The sequence below is a fragment of the Lysinibacillus sp. NPDC059133 genome, assembly GCF_042755925.1.
Taxonomy (GTDB): Bacteria; Bacillota; Bacilli; order Bacillales_A; family Planococcaceae; genus Lysinibacillus.
Genome location: NZ_JBHZDH010000004.1, coordinates 82,002 through 101,593, shown reverse-complemented (window position 1 = coordinate 101,593; position 19,592 = coordinate 82,002). Strand labels below are relative to the sequence as shown.

At 35.6% G+C, this 19,592-nt stretch carries 18 protein-coding genes; 16 read left to right on the top strand and 2 right to left on the bottom strand.

Annotated features, from left to right (window positions below; translation table 11 throughout):
* Nucleotides 1–207: 207 nt before the first annotated feature.
* The 9 genes from allC to ACFXN8_RS03785 all read left to right on the top strand — a co-directional run bounded on the left by allC (nt 208) and on the right by ACFXN8_RS03785 (nt 9,923).
* On the top strand, nt 208–1,437 hold the full coding sequence (gene allC / locus ACFXN8_RS03825; RefSeq protein ID WP_376070366.1) for an allantoate deiminase: 1,230 nt from the start codon (nt 208–210) through the stop codon (nt 1,435–1,437).
* Between the two features lie 27 nt (nt 1,438–1,464).
* Nucleotides 1,465–2,253 (top strand): (S)-ureidoglycine aminohydrolase, encoded by a 789-nt coding sequence (allE, locus tag ACFXN8_RS03820; RefSeq protein WP_386842898.1) that lies wholly within the window; start codon nt 1,465–1,467, stop codon nt 2,251–2,253.
* Between the two features lie 123 nt (nt 2,254–2,376).
* Complete coding sequence (allD, locus tag ACFXN8_RS03815) at nt 2,377–3,426, top strand: ureidoglycolate dehydrogenase (protein ID WP_376070360.1); 1,050 nt, start codon at nt 2,377–2,379, stop codon at nt 3,424–3,426.
* Between the two features lie 17 nt (nt 3,427–3,443).
* Nucleotides 3,444–5,198 (top strand): acyl-CoA synthetase FdrA, encoded by a 1,755-nt coding sequence (locus ACFXN8_RS03810; RefSeq protein ID WP_376070357.1) that lies wholly within the window; start codon nt 3,444–3,446, stop codon nt 5,196–5,198.
* Nucleotides 5,198–6,463, top strand: coding sequence for a YlbE family protein (locus ACFXN8_RS03805; protein WP_258270142.1), 1,266 nt, complete (start codon nt 5,198–5,200; stop codon nt 6,461–6,463). Before ACFXN8_RS03810 ends, ACFXN8_RS03805 begins: the two co-directional genes overlap by 1 nt.
* Complete coding sequence (locus ACFXN8_RS03800; protein WP_376070352.1) at nt 6,460–7,230, top strand: oxamate carbamoyltransferase subunit AllH family protein; 771 nt, start codon at nt 6,460–6,462, stop codon at nt 7,228–7,230. The genes ACFXN8_RS03805 and ACFXN8_RS03800 overlap by 4 nt, the downstream gene beginning before the upstream one ends.
* Nucleotides 7,231–7,235: 5 nt before the next feature.
* Nucleotides 7,236–8,168: a carbamate kinase gene (gene arcC, locus ACFXN8_RS03795; RefSeq protein WP_376070349.1), complete on the top strand. Its 933-nt coding sequence runs from the start codon at nt 7,236–7,238 to the stop codon at nt 8,166–8,168.
* Between the two features lie 431 nt (nt 8,169–8,599).
* Nucleotides 8,600–8,983, top strand: a complete 384-nt coding sequence (locus ACFXN8_RS03790) for a hypothetical protein (RefSeq protein ID WP_376070347.1) — start codon at nt 8,600–8,602, stop codon at nt 8,981–8,983.
* 400 nt (nt 8,984–9,383) lie between these two features.
* Nucleotides 9,384–9,923 (top strand): carbon monoxide dehydrogenase, encoded by a 540-nt coding sequence (locus tag ACFXN8_RS03785; RefSeq protein ID WP_386842894.1) that lies wholly within the window; start codon nt 9,384–9,386, stop codon nt 9,921–9,923.
* 118 nt (nt 9,924–10,041) lie between these two features.
* On the opposite strand, the gene ACFXN8_RS03780 is transcribed toward ACFXN8_RS03785, so the two are convergent.
* Nucleotides 10,042–10,314, bottom strand: coding sequence for a hypothetical protein (locus ACFXN8_RS03780; protein ID WP_386842892.1), 273 nt, complete (start codon nt 10,312–10,314; stop codon nt 10,042–10,044).
* Nucleotides 10,315–10,486: 172 nt separating this feature from the next.
* On the opposite strand from ACFXN8_RS03780, the gene ACFXN8_RS03775 reads away from it, so the two are divergent.
* The 3 genes from ACFXN8_RS03775 (at nt 10,487) to ACFXN8_RS03765 (ending at nt 13,668) form a co-directional block, all read left to right on the top strand.
* Entirely contained in the window at nt 10,487–11,047 is a 561-nt protein-coding gene (locus tag ACFXN8_RS03775) for a hypothetical protein (RefSeq protein WP_386842890.1), read from the top strand.
* Nucleotides 11,048–11,262: 215 nt separating this feature from the next.
* Nucleotides 11,263–11,733 (top strand): GNAT family N-acetyltransferase, encoded by a 471-nt coding sequence (locus ACFXN8_RS03770; RefSeq protein ID WP_386842888.1) that lies wholly within the window; start codon nt 11,263–11,265, stop codon nt 11,731–11,733.
* A gap of 1,011 nt (nt 11,734–12,744) precedes the next feature.
* Complete coding sequence (locus tag ACFXN8_RS03765) at nt 12,745–13,668, top strand: alpha/beta hydrolase fold domain-containing protein (RefSeq protein ID WP_386842886.1); 924 nt, start codon at nt 12,745–12,747, stop codon at nt 13,666–13,668.
* A 207-nt stretch (nt 13,669–13,875) separates the two neighbouring features.
* Here the strand turns inward: ACFXN8_RS03765 and ACFXN8_RS03760 are convergent, their stop codons facing one another.
* Nucleotides 13,876–14,352 (bottom strand): MarR family winged helix-turn-helix transcriptional regulator, encoded by a 477-nt coding sequence (locus tag ACFXN8_RS03760; RefSeq protein ID WP_386842884.1) that lies wholly within the window; start codon nt 14,350–14,352, stop codon nt 13,876–13,878.
* 222 nt (nt 14,353–14,574) lie between these two features.
* Between ACFXN8_RS03760 and ACFXN8_RS03755 the strand changes: the two genes are divergently transcribed.
* The 4 genes from ACFXN8_RS03755 to ACFXN8_RS03740 all read left to right on the top strand — a co-directional run bounded on the left by ACFXN8_RS03755 (nt 14,575) and on the right by ACFXN8_RS03740 (nt 19,209).
* Complete coding sequence (locus tag ACFXN8_RS03755) at nt 14,575–15,798, top strand: MalY/PatB family protein (RefSeq protein ID WP_386842882.1); 1,224 nt, start codon at nt 14,575–14,577, stop codon at nt 15,796–15,798.
* Nucleotides 15,795–17,084 carry an amidohydrolase gene (locus ACFXN8_RS03750; protein ID WP_386842880.1) on the top strand — a complete coding sequence of 430 codons (1,290 nt, stop codon included), beginning with the start codon at nt 15,795–15,797 and terminating at the stop codon, nt 17,082–17,084. The genes ACFXN8_RS03755 and ACFXN8_RS03750 overlap by 4 nt, the downstream gene beginning before the upstream one ends.
* Nucleotides 17,085–17,513: 429 nt before the next feature.
* Entirely contained in the window at nt 17,514–17,720 is a 207-nt protein-coding gene (locus tag ACFXN8_RS03745; RefSeq protein WP_376070318.1) for a DUF3311 domain-containing protein, read from the top strand.
* 7 nt (nt 17,721–17,727) lie between these two features.
* Nucleotides 17,728–19,209, top strand: a complete 1,482-nt coding sequence (locus ACFXN8_RS03740; protein WP_386842954.1) for a sodium:solute symporter family protein — start codon at nt 17,728–17,730, stop codon at nt 19,207–19,209.
* Nucleotides 19,210–19,592: the final 383 nt, after the last annotated feature.

Here is a 19,592-nt window from a genome sequence, read left to right as displayed (position 1 = left end):
ATTTACTCCACTCACACGCCTTCTTAGACCCTTTCCATAATCAATAGCTAACAGCGTTCTTATTTACTCCGAGCTACTTGCTCCTTATGAAAAATTATTTGTCTAAAGTGCATAAAAAGACCATCCATTATTGTTCATTGTGTCAATGAATGGTTATGAGTATGGACCTATAATAAAAGTGTACTAGAAGGAAGGAGTGAAAGAGTAATGGATATTCAATCAACTTTTCAATCTTTAGATAAGAAATTCACAAGTTTTGGTGGTTTAGAACAAGGTGGGATTACACGCCTATTATATTCTCAAGAATGGAATGAAGCCGTTCGTGAGCTGGAAGCAACATTCAAAGAAGAAGGCTTAGAAGCAAGTTTCGACGATATAGGTAACTTAACTGGGCGTCTTGTTGGAAGTAAATATCCGGAAGAAACCATTTTAACAGGATCACATATCGACACAGTAGTTGAAGGTGGTCATCTAGATGGACAATTCGGTATCTTAGCTGCACTGGTGGCTGTGAAATATTTAAAAGCTAAACATGGCCAACCACTACGCTCATTAGAAGTATTATCGCTTGCAGAAGAAGAAGGTAGTCGATTCCCTTACACATTCTGGGGTAGCAAAAACTTCTTTAACTTAGCTAAAAAATCGGATGTTGACACAATCGCAGATGCTGAGGGCATTAAGTTCGAAGACGCGATGCGTAAATCAGGCTTCGATTATCGAAAAACGACTGACGTTCGTAATGACATTAAAGCATTTGTTGAAATTCATATTGAACAAGGTAAAGTGTTAGAGACAGAAAACAAAACAATCGGTGTTGTTAATGGCATCGTTGGTCAAAAACGCTTCACGATCAACTTAAAAGGTGAAGCAAACCACGCTGGCACTACGCCAATGTCGTTACGTCGTGATACAGTTGTTGCCTATAGTGAAATTGTCTCTGACTTAACAAAACGTGCTAGAGAAATTGGGGAACCACTTGTTTTAACGTTCGGTCATGTCACACTTGTACCAAACACAGTAAATGTAGTTCCTGGTGAAATTACGTTCTCAGTAGACTGTCGTCATATTGATCAGCAACTATTAAATGATTTTGCAGCAGAAATCGAAGACAAAATTAAATTAGTCGCTGAAGCAAATAGCATGACTTACGACATTAATTTATGGATGGATGAGGCACCAACATTGATGGACAAAAAAATCGTTCAAATCATTGAACAAGCAGCAAAGAACAATGTAGGGGATCAATATAAAGTGATGCCATCTGGTGCAGGACATGACTCACAAATCTTTGCTCAATTTGTTCCAACGGCGATGTTGTTTGTACCTTCTATTGATGGAATTAGTCACAACATTAGTGAAGAGACGAAGATAGAAGACCTTGTTAAAGGTATTGAAGTATTAAGCGATGTACTTTATGAACTAGCATATAAAGAATAAAAATAATGAAAAAGGAGCCAGATACTTATGGGTTACTTAAATCAAGTTCAAGGATACAGAGAAGGTTTATTAGAAACACGTTCTGTCATTAAAAAAGACAATTATGCGGTAATCACACCAGATGGCTTAGTTAATAATGTTGTACCTGGTTTCAAAGATTGTGACGTAACAATCTTAGGATCCCCACGTTTAGGTGCAAGATTTGTAGATTACTTAGTAACAGTAAAAAATCAAGGCGGAAACAAAACTGGTTTCGCTGGTGATGGTATTCAATCTTTTGTATACGTTGTTTATGGCAAAATCAATGCTTTTGCAGATGGTAAAAAATACGAATTAACGGAAGGTGGGTACTTATATGTACCGCCCCACTTACAGTTGACTTTTGAAAATAATAATAACGGTGAAGATAGCCGCTTATTCTTATACAAAAAACGTTATCAACCTCTTAAAGGGTATACACCAGAAGTCGTTACAGGTAATGTGAACGACATCGAACAAGAGGCATATGAAGGTATGAAAGAAGTATTAATCCAAGACTTATTACCAAAAGAAATTGGATATGACATGAACATTCATATTCTTTCATTCAAACCAGGTGCTTCACATGGTTACATTGAAACACACGTTCAAGAACACGGCGCTTATGTTTTAAGTGGGCGAGGCATGTACAACTTAGACAACGAATGGATGCCGGTTGATAAAGGTGATTATATCTTTATGGGCGCTTATGTACCGCAAGCAACCTATGCGATTGGTTTAGATGAACCATTCTCATACATTTATTCTAAAGATGCAAACAGAGATATTGATTTATAAAAAGTGAGTATAGTATCTCCGATAGTTATCCAAAGATAAATTAGGCATCTTAGTTACAAAAGAATAAATTCTAGATTATTTAGAATCTGACACAAAATATTAATTAAATAAGGAGTAAACAAGATGCGTGTATCTAAAGAAGAACTATTTAATTTAATGAAGCAAAAGTTTATGAAAGCGGGATTAAATGAAGGAGCAGCACATGATGTTGCAGACGTATTAACATACGCTGATCATAGAGGTATTCACTCACATGGTGCTGTACGTGTTGAATACTATTCTGAACGAATTGCAAAAGGCGGTATTACAACCAATCCAAACTATACATTTGAACAAACAGGACCAGCATCTGCGGTCTTTAATGGGGATAATGGTCCAGGTCACCAAATAGCAAAACAAGCGATGGAAAAAGCGATTGAAATGGCTAAAAAATCAGGTGTTGCCGTTGTTGGTATGAAAAACATCTCCCATAGTGGTGCTTTAGGTTACTTTGTTGAAATGGCAGCAGAACAAGATATGGTTGCTCTAAGTATGTGTCAATCAGATCCAATGGTCGTGCCGTTTGGCGGAACTGAACCATATTTTGGGACAAACCCAATTGCTTATAGTGCACCGTCTGCTGATGACCGTATCATTACATTTGATATGGCGACTACTGTTCAAGCATGGGGCAAAATCTTAGATGCAAGAAGTAAAAATGCATCGATTCCAGATACATGGGCTGTTGATGCTACTGGTGCACCTACGACGAATGCAAGAGATGTTCATGCACTTCTGCCAATTGCAGGTCCAAAAGGATACGGCTTGATGATGATGGTAGATATTTTATCAGGTAGTCTTCTAGGAGTCCCACATGGTATACATGTGTCTTCTATGTATCAAGACTTAACTAAAGGACGCGATTTAGGTCAAATTCATATCGTCATTAACCCTGCCTATTTCACAGATTTGAATGCTTTCAAGCTACAAATTACAACAATGCTCAATGAATTAAAAACACAGCCAGCGGCAGAGGGCTATGGAGAAATTTATTATCCAGGTGAACGCGGTATATTAAGAAGTAAGGAATATGATAAGGAAGGTATTGAAATCGTAGACGACATTTACAACTATCTTGTGTCAGACGACGTTCATTACGATCGTTATCATGGAAAAAATAGATTTGCAGAATAATAAATTGGAGGATCATCATGTTATACACAATTATAAAAGAAAACACTTATAAAGATTCCATCGTGTTAATGCTTTTATCCAACAAGTTGTCTGCAATTGATGGTGTAAACAAAGTATCGATCATGATGGGAACACCAGCGAACAAAGACATTTTTAAATCTTCTGGCTTAGGCACGGATGAATTAGAAAAAGCAAAGCCAAATGATATTGTCATCGTTGTAGATACAGATCAAGAAGAAAAAGTAGACGAAGTGAAAGAAGAAGTAGAGATCGCTTTAAAAGGTGAATCAGATTCACAAAATACGTCTAAAGGTCAAGAAGCTCACAACTGGCAACGTGCAATGGAGCTTGCGAACAATCCAAATTTAGCGTTAATTTCAATTCCTGGTCAATATGCTGCAATGGAAGCGGAAAACGCATTGAACGAAGGTTTACATGTGTTTATGTTCAGTGACAATGTTTCGAAAGAAGACGAAGTGAAACTGAAACAAAAAGCGCATGAAAAAGGGTTATTAGTGATGGGTCCAGACTGTGGTACTGCACTTATTCACGGCGTACCCCTTGCTTTTACAAATAACGTAAACGAAGGCGATATCGGTATTGTTGGGGCATCAGGTACAGGGATTCAAGAAGTAACAACAATTATTGACCGTTATGGTAAAGGTGTTACAAACGCTCTTGGTACAGGGGGACGTGATTTATCGACGGAAGTTGGTGCGATTACGATGTTAGATAGCATCAAAGCGTTAAACCAAGATCCGAAAGTAAAAGTCATTACAGTGATCTCTAAACCACCTGCAGAGGAAGTACAGCGCAAAGTATTAAACGTACTAAGAAATATTGATAAACCAGTTGTAACACTATTTTTAGGTGACAAACCTTCATACCAAGAAGAGAACATCTATCATGCTTATACACTTGAAGAAGCAGCGGTTGTAGCTGTCCAATTATCAAATGGTGACAAACCAAATTTTGAACCGACAACAGCTGATGTAAACGTTGTTTTAAAAGAATCACAAGTTGGTATTAAAGGTTATTATTCAGGCGGTACATTAGCATCTGAAGCGGCTATGCTAGTGAGAGATGCTTTCAAAGATACAATGACTGAAGAGAAAAGCGATAGCTATGTTTTAAAAACAGACATTCATGAAATCATTGATTTAGGTGATGATGTTTATACAAAAGGTAAACCACATCCGATGATTGATCCTGAAAAACGTATCGAAATGCTTGAAAAATCTATGAACGACCCTGAAACTGCAGTCATTATGATTGATAACGTGATCGGTAACGGCGGTCATGAAGATATGGCCAGTGAACTAGCACCAACAATCAGACGTATTTTGGATAGTGCACGTCAAGATGGTCGTCAACTGGCAGTACTTGCAACGGTTGTAGGTACAGCACAAGACATCCAAGGTTATGATAAACAAATTGAGATTTTAAAAGAGAGTGGCGCAATTATTTGTAAGACAAACGATCAAATGGTTCGCACTGCTATACAACTTGTAGGCGGAAAAGTGGAACAACCAATCGTTGATGTACAAAAATTTGATTATACAGAAGAAAATTTGGCAGTCGATGAGAAAATTATGTCCTTCATTAATATGAAACCAAGTGTAATCAATATTGGGCTAAAAAGCTTTACGGAAGCTATTCAAAACAGTGGCTCTGAGTGTGTTCAATTTAACTGGCGTCCAATTGCTGGTGGCGATGAGAAGTTAATGAAAGTACTTCAATTCTTAAACTATTATGAAGGAGGTACAATCTAATGGGTTACAAAACAATCAATGAAGCAAACGAAGCCGTTATCCAGAAGATCATAGCAGCAGCACCATTTTTAACTGATGTTGTACCTGCTAAATCTGTGATTCCTGAATTAGAAGAGTACGTGTTATTACATGCTGGACCTCCAATTAAATATGAAAACATGACAGATCCTATGCAAGGTTCTTGTGTTGGCGCAATCCTTTTTGAAGGATGGGCAGAAGACGAAAAGAATGCACGTGAATTACTTGAAAACGATAAGATCAAATTCATTCCATGTCACCATGTGAATGCAGTTGGACCAATGGGTGGTATCACGTCACCTAACATGCCAGTCCTTGTGGTTATTAACAAGGAGAGTGGTAACGAAGCGTATTGTCAAATGAACGAAGGGATTGGTGCAGTATTACGCTTCGGCGCTTATAATGAGCAAGTCATCAATCGTTTACACTGGATGAAAGATGTATTAGGTCCAGTATTAAGTAAAGCCTTAAAAACATTTGATGGAGGCTTAAACGTCAACGTATTGATTGCTAAAGCTATTGCAATGGGTGATGAGTTCCATCAGCGTAATATTGCAGCTTCACTAGCATTTTTAAAAGAACTATCTCCAGTAATTGCTTCATTAGATGACGTTGAAAAAGATCAACGTACAGAAGTAATCCAATTCTTAGCTGACACAGACCAATTTTTCTTAAATATTGCTATGGCGACTGGTAAAGCGATGATGGATGCAGCACGTACAATCGAACACGGTACAGTTGTTACCGCAATGTGCCGAAACGGTGAAAACTTTGGTATCCGTATTGCGGGTATGGGAGACGAATGGTTTACTGGTCCTGTTAATACCCCGCAAGGATTATATTTCACTGGTTACTCAGCAGAAGATGCAAACACAGATATCGGTGATTCAGCGATTACAGAAACAATCGGTGTCGGAGGTATGGCGATGATTGCAGCACCTGCAGTAACACGCTTTGTTGGTTCGGGTGGATTTAATGATGCGCTTGAAACAAGTAATCAAATGACTGAAATCTGTATTAGCGAAAATCCGAACTTTGTTATCCCAACTTGGGACTTTAAAGGCGCATGTTTAGGTATCGATGCACGGAAAGTTGTTGAAACAGGGATCACACCAGTTATCAACACTGGTATTGCCCATAAAATTGCGGGGTACGGACAAATTGGTGCCGGTACAGTACATCCGCCAATCGAATGTTTTGAGAAAGCTATCACAGCATATGCTGAAAAGCTAGGCTTTAAGGGATGATTTTACAAGCAAGTGCGGTTGGTTCAATCGCACTTCAATTATTAAATGAAGGAAAAACCTTTACCGTGCACAGTATGTTTGAAAAAGGTTTAAATATGGTTGATCAAGATGGAGAATTGATATTTGTTGGTACCGATGAAAATGGTACATTTCCATTCGGGATCTTGCTTGATCCTCAAACGAGACAAACAGTAAAGACCAATATTAAGGTAGGCGATACATTAATATTTCGTAATAATCGTCTTTTTCATAACCGCTTCGAAATGGTGTTTAATGTAAAAATACTACCGTTATATATGGATTTTGAACATGCAAATATAAATAAATTAAAAGAAAATTTTCAATACATTTCATTTACATCATATGAATCATCAGATTTTGAACGAGCACGTGTATTATCCTTGATTAATCGATTACAAGATCCAACCCAAAATCTTGACGAGACATTCCGTTATTTTATTGGACGTGGACAAGGTTTAACACCAACAGGTGATGATATACTAGTCGGCATATTGTACGGACATTTTATTAAAAATTTTATCGAACATAAACATCTAGAAACACTAAAAGCTCTTATCAAGGAACCTTTAACAACCATTGTCAGTAAGCGTTTCTTAACCTGTGCTATAGAAGGTGTATTTAGTTCGAAGATTACAGCATTGCAACATGATCCATCTTTAGAAAGCATGAACAGGCTTATAGAAGTAGGCTCTTCATCTGGGATGGATACGTTATATGGCATTTACATGTCGTTAACTAAGGAGTGAAAGAAATGGGGAAAAGTGTAGTTATTGCTTTGGGTGGTAATGCCATTTTACAGCCAAAACAAGAAGCAACTTATGATAATCAATTCAAAAACGTAGTGTCGGCAACACGCCATATGGTAGAAATTCGAGAAGCGGGGCATAAAATTGTCATTACACACGGCAATGGTCCGCAAGTGGGGAATATTATTGCCCAAAATGAAGCAGCTAAAAATGTTATTGAACCACTACCAATCCATGTTTGTAACGCAGAATCACAGGGTTTCATTGGTTATATGATGGAAACAGCGTTAAAAAACCACATTAAAGAACGAGGCATTGCTACAAATGTGGTGACATTGCTAACAATGGTTGAAGTGGACAAGGACGATCAAGCTTTTAAAAATCCGACTAAACCAATCGGTGTATTTTTCTCAGAAGAAGAAGCGCAGCGTTTAGAAGAACAAGGCTTTACGATGGCAGAAGATGCAGGACGGGGATATAGACGCGTTGTCCCTTCACCAGAACCAAAAGTGATTCATGGTATAGATGAAATTAAACGGTTAATTGATGAAACGATTGTGATTTCATCTGGTGGTGGCGGTATACCTGTATATCGTGAAGACAGTGGTCAATTACATGGTATTGAAGCAGTCATTGATAAAGATCGTTCAGGATTAAAGCTTGCACAACAAGTGAATGCGGAAGTTTTCATGATGTTAACAGATGTACCAAATGTCTATATCAATTTTGGTAAAGAAAATGAGCAAAAATTAAGCCGTATTACAGTAGCAGAAGCTGAACAGTATGTTGCAGAAGGACAATTCCCAGCAGGTAGTATGTTACCAAAAATGCAAGCAGCTATCGAATTTGCAAAATTAGGTAAAGAGTCCATTATTTGTTCAATAGATCAAGCAGTAGCTGCATTAGACGGAAATGCAGGTACACGCATAACACAATAAGTTTAAAATATGGTTCAAGGACCGTCATCGGTTAAGTTTGCAACGTCATGAAGTGAGGAATCACGGACTATAGACGTTGCAAACTTTTTTATATTTTGTAATAGTACATAAATGGAAGGCCGATTGAATGCTTATCAAAGAGCCACGGACAGTATAGATTAAACCTTAAAAGCACAAGAACTCAATTTTTTAGAAACATTTAAATAAAAGGCTGTTTTCGAAAAGATTGTTGCTATTCAACTCCCATGAAAGAACTTAATCATCTTTCATTTTCTGTGGTGAAGTGTTGATTTTTGGCGCTTCATGGATGGCTAACGGAGCAGGTTAGTTCAATGAAATTTTGTTATAGTTTGGAACATTTGCCAATAGATATCGTCAAACTTACGTATGAATAATAGTGCGAATATTAAAAAACATTAGGAGGGATTGTGTTGAAACAGATTTTACTATTGGTTACTTTAGTGTTATTAATGAGTGGCTGTGTGGATGGGGACAGATATAGTTTTTCAGGAAGTGGAGATAACTGGGACATTCTTTATGAAGTAGTAGTTACAAACGATGTTGAGCAACAAACTGCTGGGAGTATTAAATATATAGGAGATAACAAAGCACCAGAAACGATAGACTATAAAATCCAATATAACAGTTTGGGACAAGGAAGTAGCGATGAGGAAAGCCCATTGAAATTTGGAGCCGTTAAATTTAAAAATATAACTTGTGGAAACTGCGAAATTATCCAAAAGGATGATGAAATTGAAGTGGAAATAATGTGGGAGGGACAAACTGAAAAATTATTATTAACAACTGACAAATGACACCGCTTTAAGATATGTCATTTTTTGCATAAAAAATCATTCCTTAGCGTTCCTAATGGATACGTATTTTTACTAACGGGGCAGGTTAGTTGAAGAAGGATGGATAACACTTTTCTAATTCGGGAAGATTAGAAAAGAGGTGAATTTATCTTGAAAAAACTTTATGCACTGATTTAAGATCGTCTTTTTGAATAAACACAAAAAGTCGATTTCTTTTTTAGCAAATCGACTTCTTTAGTGAAAAATGATTGTTAAGCTTTAATTTTACTTTCTATGGATCTGCTTTCACTTGCTTTAATGTTAATAGGGTTTCTTATTTCACTAACGTCGCAGGATAGTCGAAAAAGGAATTAATGTAAACTGAACAGGACACACTAACTCTAAATATAATTTAGGGGTGATGAAATTGAATAAAATTATTCCTCTTCTATTGGTTGTATTTAGTATATTTATTTGTGAATTGTATTACGGAACAGTAAATGCAAATCCGAACGATACTCCACCTTCTTTTGAGGAGGGGTACACAGAAGCTGGATATAAATCTGTAAAAGTAGCAGTAAAGGAATTTGAAAATCATTTTAAAAGTGATATAAAGTTACCTAAAATATTACCTTCAATTTCTTTCACACATAAATTTGGAAGGTTTGTTGAAGATAAGAACTATAATGTGAATGATTCCTTAGAAATCAGGTTTGTTAACAAAGATATAAGAGAAAATATCTTTAAAATTGACATTCGTCCTTCAAAAAATAAACTGAACTTTAATGGTAAGGAGTATACACTTCAGGATGGTACCAAAGGTATTTATTTCGAAGACCGATTATTTAATTTTTTTGTCTTTGAAAAAAATAATTTGCAGTATTTGTTGGGGATATATAATAAAGTAGCAGATACAGAAACACCTGACATATTAGTCAGAATAGCTATTTCAATTGACTAACTTCTTCAATTAAAATCCATTAGTGGCCTTATAAAACGGGCGTTAATATCATTGAGTTACTTTATTAAACTTACGGGTGCTTCGTCAACAAAGATTTATAAAGTATACAAAATAAATCTTATAAGCATTGTTGGGGATAGATATCACGTTTTTCGGCAATTTCAGATATCGTTTTTCCGTTATTCCATTCAGACCTGTATTCTTTTTCACTTATATTAAGGAACTGGTAAAGTTCATCGTAATCATACTTATAATGGAATGTTTGGGGAACCTTTCTCTCATAAATATCTTTAAATTTTTCGTTGTCTTTATTAGCAAAGACTCCAACAACATTTCCAGTTAAATTCAAGGTAGCAAAAGCTATTAATACTAATACAAAAATTCTTTTCATCTTTCGAACCCTCCATTTTACCAATATTATTCCCGTTGGACTGTTATTAATACGTTTTGAATTAATTGATGGTTATTACTAACGGCCACTGAATTGGATACAAGATGGTACTAACTTGACAGAATAGTAAAGAACATTTAGGATACGCTACTTCTAAAAAGGAGTAACCTAAATGAAAAATCCAATCTTAATCAGTTTATCTATGGTTATTTTTTCGTTCAGTCTTTCTATGTTATTAGGAAATCCTGTTTATGCACAAACTACACCATCAGATAAGAATGAATATTTATATCCTGCAAATAAGGAAAAAGTTTTTGATGAAACTGTAGATGAATTTTATCAGGCATTAAGGGACCTTAAGTATCCTGTACATCAAAGATATAAGCAGAAATTAAAGCAAGAGTTGGATACTGCTATTTTTAAAGAAATCTCCGACTCATCTGTAAATATTAAGAAAAAGTTATTGTTTAAAGAGGTGGAAGGATTAAATTATATAACTATTGATGGCAATATTCTTCGTACCTACCCCGATATAGATATCAACTACCATCAGACCGTTAGTCCTGATAGGCAAGTTTATTTCTTTTATTCCTTTAAAGACACAGAAAAAGAATTTAGAGGTAGATATGCAATTTATGATGTTGAAACAAAAAAAATGGTAGCAGGAGGGGGTACTTATATGCCAAAGCTTAATCTTACAAGGAACACTTACGATAAAGAAGGAAACAATTGATAATATAGTAAAAAGGTTGTGTTCGTCTTGTTCAACTCCCATGAAAGAACGAAATAATCTTTCATTCTCTGTGGTGTATCACTGGTTTTAGCGCTACATGGATGGCTAACGGGGTGCTTTACTTGAAGATTTTTGAGTAGTATAGGCAGATCTTTCTCAATGAACTTACGGTGCGGAATTGTTGAAAACTAAAACCACGAAAGGAGACCTAAATAGTGGATATAAGATTAGCCAAAATCGATGACTTCTCGCAATTGTTGTATATATTGAATGAGGTTACTTTAAATTTACAACAAAAAGGAATACACCAATGGGAATACCCTTGGGATAACAATAAAATTATAAACCAATTAAAGAATAACTTTTTGTACGTTTTATTAGTAGAGGAAGAAATAATAGGAACATTTTGTATATATGATATAGAAAATATAAATGAATTTTCCCTTGATGAAAAAGGTAAGTATCTATCTCAAATTGCCATTTTACCCAAGTTTCAAGGAAAAAACATTGGTTCCGCTATAACAAAATTTGCTTGTTTTTTTGCAAAAGAATTAAATAAAACCCTATATTTAGACTGTTGGGCTGGAAATGAAAAGTTAAAACAGTTTTATTCAAGGAATGGTTTAGAATATATAGGTGACTTTCCTGAAGGAAACTATTTCGTTAGTATTTATAAATACAACTAAATATAGTTGCTTACCTACTGATGGGTTCCTCAAAAAAGAAGTAGTCCCTCTATTGTTTTGTTGGGATTTCAGGGTGGGTTAGTGAAAAAGATAGAATAAGATTGTGAAACATTGTACTTAAACTATTGGGTCTTTAGTAGAAGAAGATAGCCAAACCAGCAGCAACTATCTTTGAGAAAATAGCCAAATAAAAAAGTCTTCTTGCTTGTTTATAGCAAAAGAAAAGACGTTAGGGCATAAATGAAAAAACAAATTGAGGGCTACCTTTATATAAAAGGATAGTCGCTTTTGGGAAGATGGTTAGAGACGAAGAAATTCGTCTTTTTTTTATTGTACGATTGGCATACGTAGGAACTATAGGGTAGAAGCTTCAGGAGCGGAGAGACAGAAGCATTGGTTGGGTGTCTGTGGTACGTGGAATCAGAAGGAAGCTGAAGGCAAAGCACAGGCCTGAGGATCACGAATCTCATAGAAGGCTTAGTATGATTGGGGAGTGCGCACTACACTTTCTAACGAAAATTATGTTAGCGTGAATGCTTAGCTCGTTGACTTGTTAAAAAGTTTTCAAGAAAAATGCTAATTTTACGGGTGGGGAACATTTGTTCTGTATCTAGGTTTATAAAAATTCGAGTTAAGAGGGAAGTAAGTCGATTACATACAGAAACGTAAAGAGTTTGAGCAACTACAATTAAAAGAAACATGGCTATCAGGTGTAGAATAGGAAAGTTTTGGGAATATATCTGTTATAATAGTTGAAATGGAGGCCCATTTTCACTTTTTTTATGAGATGAAAAAGTTTTTTTATTTTGACTTCGAAGCATAGTTCAACCTTTATTCTGTAAATAAAGTAACCAGATGCAGTATAGATCTTAAACGCCTTCGTTCAATGAAGACATTCTATCCAACTTGTTAAATACTTTTGATAAAGCGATACAAGGCTATTTCAAATCATACCATGTTATGAAACAACAAGATGAACAATAAAAATGTTTAAAGGAGAGAAAATCAAAAATGAGTCTAGAAATTTATAACGGAGAACGTTCAGAAGAAAGTGTTCAATTTGAAAAATGGTTAACTTCCGAAAGTAATAAAAAGAGTTTTTCTAGTATTGAAAACACTAAACAGTTTGTAGAGCAAATGGGAACTGAAAATAGTAAGCCATATGTTATAGGGGATGATGTTCAATTTTTAAGTGATGTTAAGGAGCAGGCATTTGAGGGCATACAGGTTTTCACATTAAATGACCAAGAGTCCCTGAAACAAAAAGTGATTCTATATATTCATGGGGGTGCTTGGACGAATCAACCTTTAAATTTCCATTGGTGGTTCTTAGATAAAATGGCGCAATCTTTGAATGCGAAAATAATTGCTCCCATTTATCCTAAAGTACCTCATTTTAACTATAAAGATACGTATCCAAAAATTTTAAACCTATATAAAGAAATGCTTGCAACTGTTGAAAATTCGAATCAATTAACGATTATGGGAGATTCGGCAGGCGGTAATATAGCACTTGGCCTGGCTCATCTTTTAAAAATGAACAATTTGTCTCAACCGAAAGATATTATTTTATTATCAGCATGTGTAGATATGAGTTTTAAAAATCCTCTTATATCTGAATATGAAGAAAAGGATCCGATGTTAGCTAGTGAAGGAATGGAAGTCATTACAAAGATTTGGGCAGCTGATAAAGATTTAAAAGACTCATTGATTAGTCCAATATACGGTGACTTTAAAGGACTTGGGAAGATTACTCATTTTATTGGAACGCATGAATGTTTATATCCAGATGCAATAAGACTGGATGAAAAACTAACAGCACAGGGAATTGAAATCAATACCTTTGTTTATCCTGAAATGAATCATGTGTTTGTTGTTATGCCAATCCCTGAAGCCCAAGATGCTCAACAGAAAATTATAAATATACTAAGTTAATATAAAGAAATGAGGGGGAAACTGCAGCAGAAGCGGCCACCAGGAGGGAAAACAAGTGGCAGAGAATCTAGAAAAGGCTATGACCATATTCGCGCAAAAATGACAGCTTTATAACGTAAAAAGGAGGGTCTCAAAGTTCAAATTTAGACTTTGAGACCCTCCTTTTCTTCCATATTATCCAATAGTGTATAGTTGTAAAGATAATTACTACACCTTTGATTTTTTGTCATTTAGCACGCTTTGTGTCCTTTGATTGATTAAGTTTAAGACTGTTATATACTTTTGAAAATCTTCAGTTGTAAATTGCTCAAGGTTCTTCAAATGACTCCGATATTCCTCTAAATCTAGATTTTTATGATATGCATAAACGATTTTGCCTTTTGGTGTTAATTCAATATTCAATTCTCGATAATTGTCCACATTTCTATATTTAATTATTAAACCTTTTTTAATTAGTTTATCAACCATTTGAGAGACAGCACTTTTTGTGCAATTTTTAATTTCTGCAATTTCAGAAGTAGTCGTTTTTACTTGATCTCCAATTAAGTTGAGTGTATGAACTTCTATCATATACAATTCATCTTCTGTGCCATATTTTCTTGGAATATTTTCATATGAACTAATAAGCCTAGATGTCTCGTAAATCGTTTCCATTAGCTCATAAAAAACCTTCTCTTTATCCACAATGCATCACCATCCCCATAATTGGTAGCGAATTTAACTTCATTTTAACATATAGGAAATCTATATTTAACTTTTGTTTTGAATCTAATTAATTTTTGAAATATTCTGAAATTAATATTGACGATTTTACAGTTAAGGTGTTAAACTGAGAAAAATTTAATCTAAACGTGTCGAAAATTGCGATTAAGTAGAAAGATGACATAACAAGAGGGGGGAGAAACATTGAAATATAATTTTGATGAAGTGGTTAATCGGAGAAATACTTATTCCTTAAAATGGGATGGCGAAGATTTAATCAAAACAATGGGTTATACAGAAAGGTATGACTATGAGACCATTCCACTATTTACAGCAGATATGGATTTACCCGTACCGCAACCATTGATAGATGCACTACATAAAACAGTTGATCATCGAATTTTTGGATATTCTGTTTTTCCAGATGCGTACTTTGAATCAATTCAGCATTGGTTTAAAAAAAGACATGATTGGACAATCAAAAGAGAAGAGATTGTATACAGCCCTGGAACAGTACATGCCTTGAATATAGCCGTAAGAGTATTAACTAAACCTGGTGAGGGCATCATCATTCAACGTCCTGTTTATCCGCCGTTCACAGCTGTGATAGAAGGACATGGAAGAGTTGTTCGAAATAATGCGTTGAAATATGACGCAGAAGGGTATTACACAATTGATTTTGAGGATTTTGAAGCCAAGGCAAAAGAAGAAAATACAACAATGTTCATTCTCTGCAACCCACACAATCCGACGGGAAGGATTTTAGCATACGAGGAATTAAAAAGGCTTTCAGATATATGCGAGGAAAATAATGTGATTATTGTAGCTGATGAAATTCATGGGGATCTCATTAGAAAAAAACAAAAATTTATACCCATTGCAAAAGTTGCAAAAAGTACCGACCATATCATCACGTGCACAGCGATCAACAAAACATTTAATGTTGCAGGTCTGCACTGTACAAATGTTATTATTTCTAACCCAGAAATTAGAAAAAACTTTAGTGACACAATGGGGATGCAGTTACCATCACCGTTTACAATTGCAGCCCTGATAGCTGTTTACAACGAAGGAGAAGAGTGGTTAGAGCAAATAACAGACTATATGGACGACACAATGGCGTATGTGAAAAATTACTTAGCTGAAAAAATGCCTACAGTCAAAGTTAGGATTCCTGAAGGAACATACGTGATGTGGATGGACTTTAGTGGATATGATCTTCCGGCTCAAGAGGTTCATGATCGTATCTATAACAAAGCCAATGTGTTACTTGAGGATGGTCACTTGTTTGGAATTGAAGGTGAAGACTTCCAAAGAATCTGTATCCCATCACCAAGACCACTTATAAAAGAAGCGCTTGAAAGAATCGCATTAGAATTTCAAGAAATCGAATCTAAAAATCAATTGGAAGAGGTGTATAGAGAATGAAAACAATTGAATTTGAGCTTAGTGCATTAAAAGCTGCAAAAGCAATAGAAGATTATGTAATTGAGATAAGAAGAGATCTCCATAGACATCCTGAAATCGGATTACAAGAAGTGCGAACAATGAGAGTGGTTACAGAGGAGTTAACTAAATTAGGCATTCATTATGAAATGGTCCCTAATGGCGGAATTATTGGTTATATTCAAGGGGGAAAACCGGGAAAAACTTTAATTCTTAGGGCAGATTTAGATGCACTTCCGATGAAGGAAGAGAAAAATAATTTAAAAAAGAAGAAAGTAGTAATTTCTGAGTCTGACCAAGCAGCTCATACATGTGGGCATGATGGACATACAGCGATGCTCTTAGGTGTAGCGAAAATCTTAACTCAACACCTAGACAATATTAAAGGGAGAGTGCTTCTCGCTTTTGAACAAGGGGAAGAAATGGGCGGAGGAATTTATAATCTCTGTAAACGATTACACGAAATTGGAGGAGACGGAATTTGGGGTATCCATTTAAAATCTGATCTTCCGACTGGGAAAATATCTGTTGAACCAGGCCCAAGAATGGCAGCTTCTTTTGTTTTTGATGTCTTAATAAAAGGAAAAAGTGGACATGGTTCAAGACCAGATTTATCAGTTGCTCCATTAGACTGTTTTACCGATTTTTATAACAATTTAAAAGCGATGAGGTTAAATACTCTAGACCCTTTTAAAACAATTACCTATTCAATTGGAACGATTAATTCGGGTTCCGCAGCAAATATTATTCCTGAAAGTTTACAGTTCTCAGGAACAGTCAGATATTTAGATGATCACCAAGGTGCCCATGTTGCAAAAGAATTTAAGAGAATCCTAGAAAAAGTCTGTGACCTGCATAATTGCACCTATGAATTTATGATAGAACCTAAAGAATCGGATTTAATTGTCTACAATCAAAAAGATTGTGCACAAATTGCGATGGATGCCGTGAAAAATGCAATTGGTATAGATGCATTACATTCAATCCCAGCATGGATGGCATCAGAATCATTTGCGTTTTATGAAAAATACTTCCCAGGTGTGTTTGCATTCGTTGGCATACAAAACCTCGAAGCAGGGATTGGGGCCGAACACCATAATGTTTACTTCGACCTAGATGAAGATGCTTTAAAACTAGGTGTGGCGGCTACTGTACAATACACAATTGATTTTCTAGATAATGAAAAACAAGTTCATTTTACTCCTGATAAAAGAGATATAACTAGTCTATTTATTGATAACGGATTCCAGCAATTAATAAATGAATAAAATATATTTAACTTCTTTCAGCAAATGTCTTTTGTACCGAAAGTGAAGCGTCAGCTACAGAAGTCTCCAACCTCTATAGGTGGTGAGATAAATGCTGATTTAAGCTTCTATTCAGCGGATGTCCAAACACCAGCTGAAATAGAGGAACTCAGTCTAAGAACGCCACGTCCTGTGGCAACGACTGAGTGACCAACTTCGGTGCTGCTGACGCTGCGTTAGCACTACGCTTTCGCGCAAAAAACATCTGTTGGCCTAAAGCCTCCGGCGGATGTCACAGAATCGGAAAGGAGTTCTTAGGGGATGTTAGCCTAAAATCATCGCATCCATGCGATAACGGCTAACTGACCTGCATCGTGCAGGCCTAAGCACAAAGCCGATTCTAGACACAATTATGCCGAGGCATAATTGATTAAAAAGGAGATAGGGAAAATGACAAAAAAAAGGCTCTGCTATTTACTCTCGTGCATTGCATATTTTGGAATGCCTTTAGGAATTCCTTTTATTAAAAGTGTCGAACCTTATATTTTGGGTCTTCCGTTTCTATTATTTTGGATGGTTTTATGGATCTTTTTAGGAACTAGTTTAATGATTATAGTTCACCGTATAAATCCTAGTGCAAAAGAGGAGACGGAATAATATGATAATTTCAGTTGGAATCATTGCAATTTTCTTAGTGATTGCTTTATTTTTAGGCATTATGGCAAGTAGAGGTAAAGATATGAGCCTTGAACAATGGAGTGTTGGAGGCCGTGGATTCGGATCTATTTTTATTTTCTTATTAATGGCTGGTGAAATTTATACAACTAATGCATTTTTAGGGGTAAGTGGTTGGATGTACGGAAAAGGTGGCGTAGCATTTTACAATATCGCGATGCTGAACTATGTAATTGCTTACTGGTTAACACCCAAAATATGGGCTTATGGAAAGAAACATAGTTTATTATCACAATCTGACTTTATTGAAAAGGCATATAATAGTAAAATTCTCGGCACACTCGTAGCCATTGTAGGGTTAGTAGCGCTAATTCCTTATTTAATCATTCAATTAAAAGGTCTTGGCATTATCGTTTCCGAAGCTTCCTATGGAGCGATTGATCCGAAAATAACAATTTGGATTGGCACAATTGCAATGATTGCTTATGTTATGGTTTCAGGAATTCATGGCTCAGCTTGGACAGCTGTAATGAAAGATTTTCTTATTCTTGGAGTCGTGTTATTCCTAGGTATCTACTTACCTATACATTATTATGGTGGGATTCAACCAATGTGGGAAGCAATTGAAGCTGTTAAACCAGGGTTTTTAACACTTCCAGACTCAGGTTTTAGCGCCTCATGGTATATTTCAACGATGATGTTAACATCGTTAGGATTTTATATGTGGCCGCATACATTTGTTGCTACTTTTTCAGCGAAAAGTGGAAATGCACTAAGAAATAATGCGATTATGCTTCCTATCTATGCATTATTTTTATTATTTATTTTATTTGTTGGAGCAGCAGCAATTTTGCAAGTTCCAGAGTTAGAAGGAGGCGCTGTGGATTTAGCTTTATTTAAAATCTCCACGCAAACATTTAATCCAGTCATCGTTGGCTTTATTGGAGCAGCAGGGTTATTAACTGCAATTGTACCAGGTTCATTGATTTTGATGTCTGCAGCTACATTACTTGCGAAAAATGTTGTAAAACCTATTCGACCTCAAACTACCGATCAACAAATTGGTATCATTGCTCGCTATTCAGTTCCAGTGATTGCATTAGTTGCACTTTACTTTACTTTTAGTGGTGGTGGAGCAATTACGTTATTATTCTTAATGGGTTATGGTCTAGTTACTCAATTTGTACCAGCAGTTGTATGTAGCCTTTTGAAGAAAAATCCTTTAACTGTACAAGGTGTTTTTGCTGGGATTATTGTGGGTGTCTCGATTGTAGGTTGGCAAGCAGCTACAGGTGCTCATCTAAGTAAGCTGTTTCCAAACTGGCCATCTTACATACAAGATATCAACATTGGTTTCCTTGCATTGACTGTAAATATTTTAGTAAGTTTGATAGTTAGTGCGTTAACTAGGAAAGTAAATATTAAAAATGATGGAATTACTAATGAGAAAAAAGTAGAAAACATTTTATAGCATAGTTTGTATTTTTTGAATATTTTTTATATGAAAAATACCAAAAGTAAACGGACTATAATCTCTAAAGTTCAAGTAGGAGATTTATTATTTTTATCTGGTCAAATTTCTGTTAATCCGTTATCAAATGAAGTCGTTGTGAATGATATTGTGATTCAATCAATTAAGTTATGAAGAACATATGGGCTATTTTAGAATCCCGACAGATTTAATTAAAAAGATCGTAAAAACAAAGATTTTTCTAAAAGACATGAACCAATTTACTCTTGAAGAATATAGCATATATCTGGGTGATCGTAGCCAGATCAACGGTAAAGAATCGTATAGCAAAATTAGATGTAAAATTGCTTAGAAGAATCCATTTTTTTATCAAGTATGTAAAA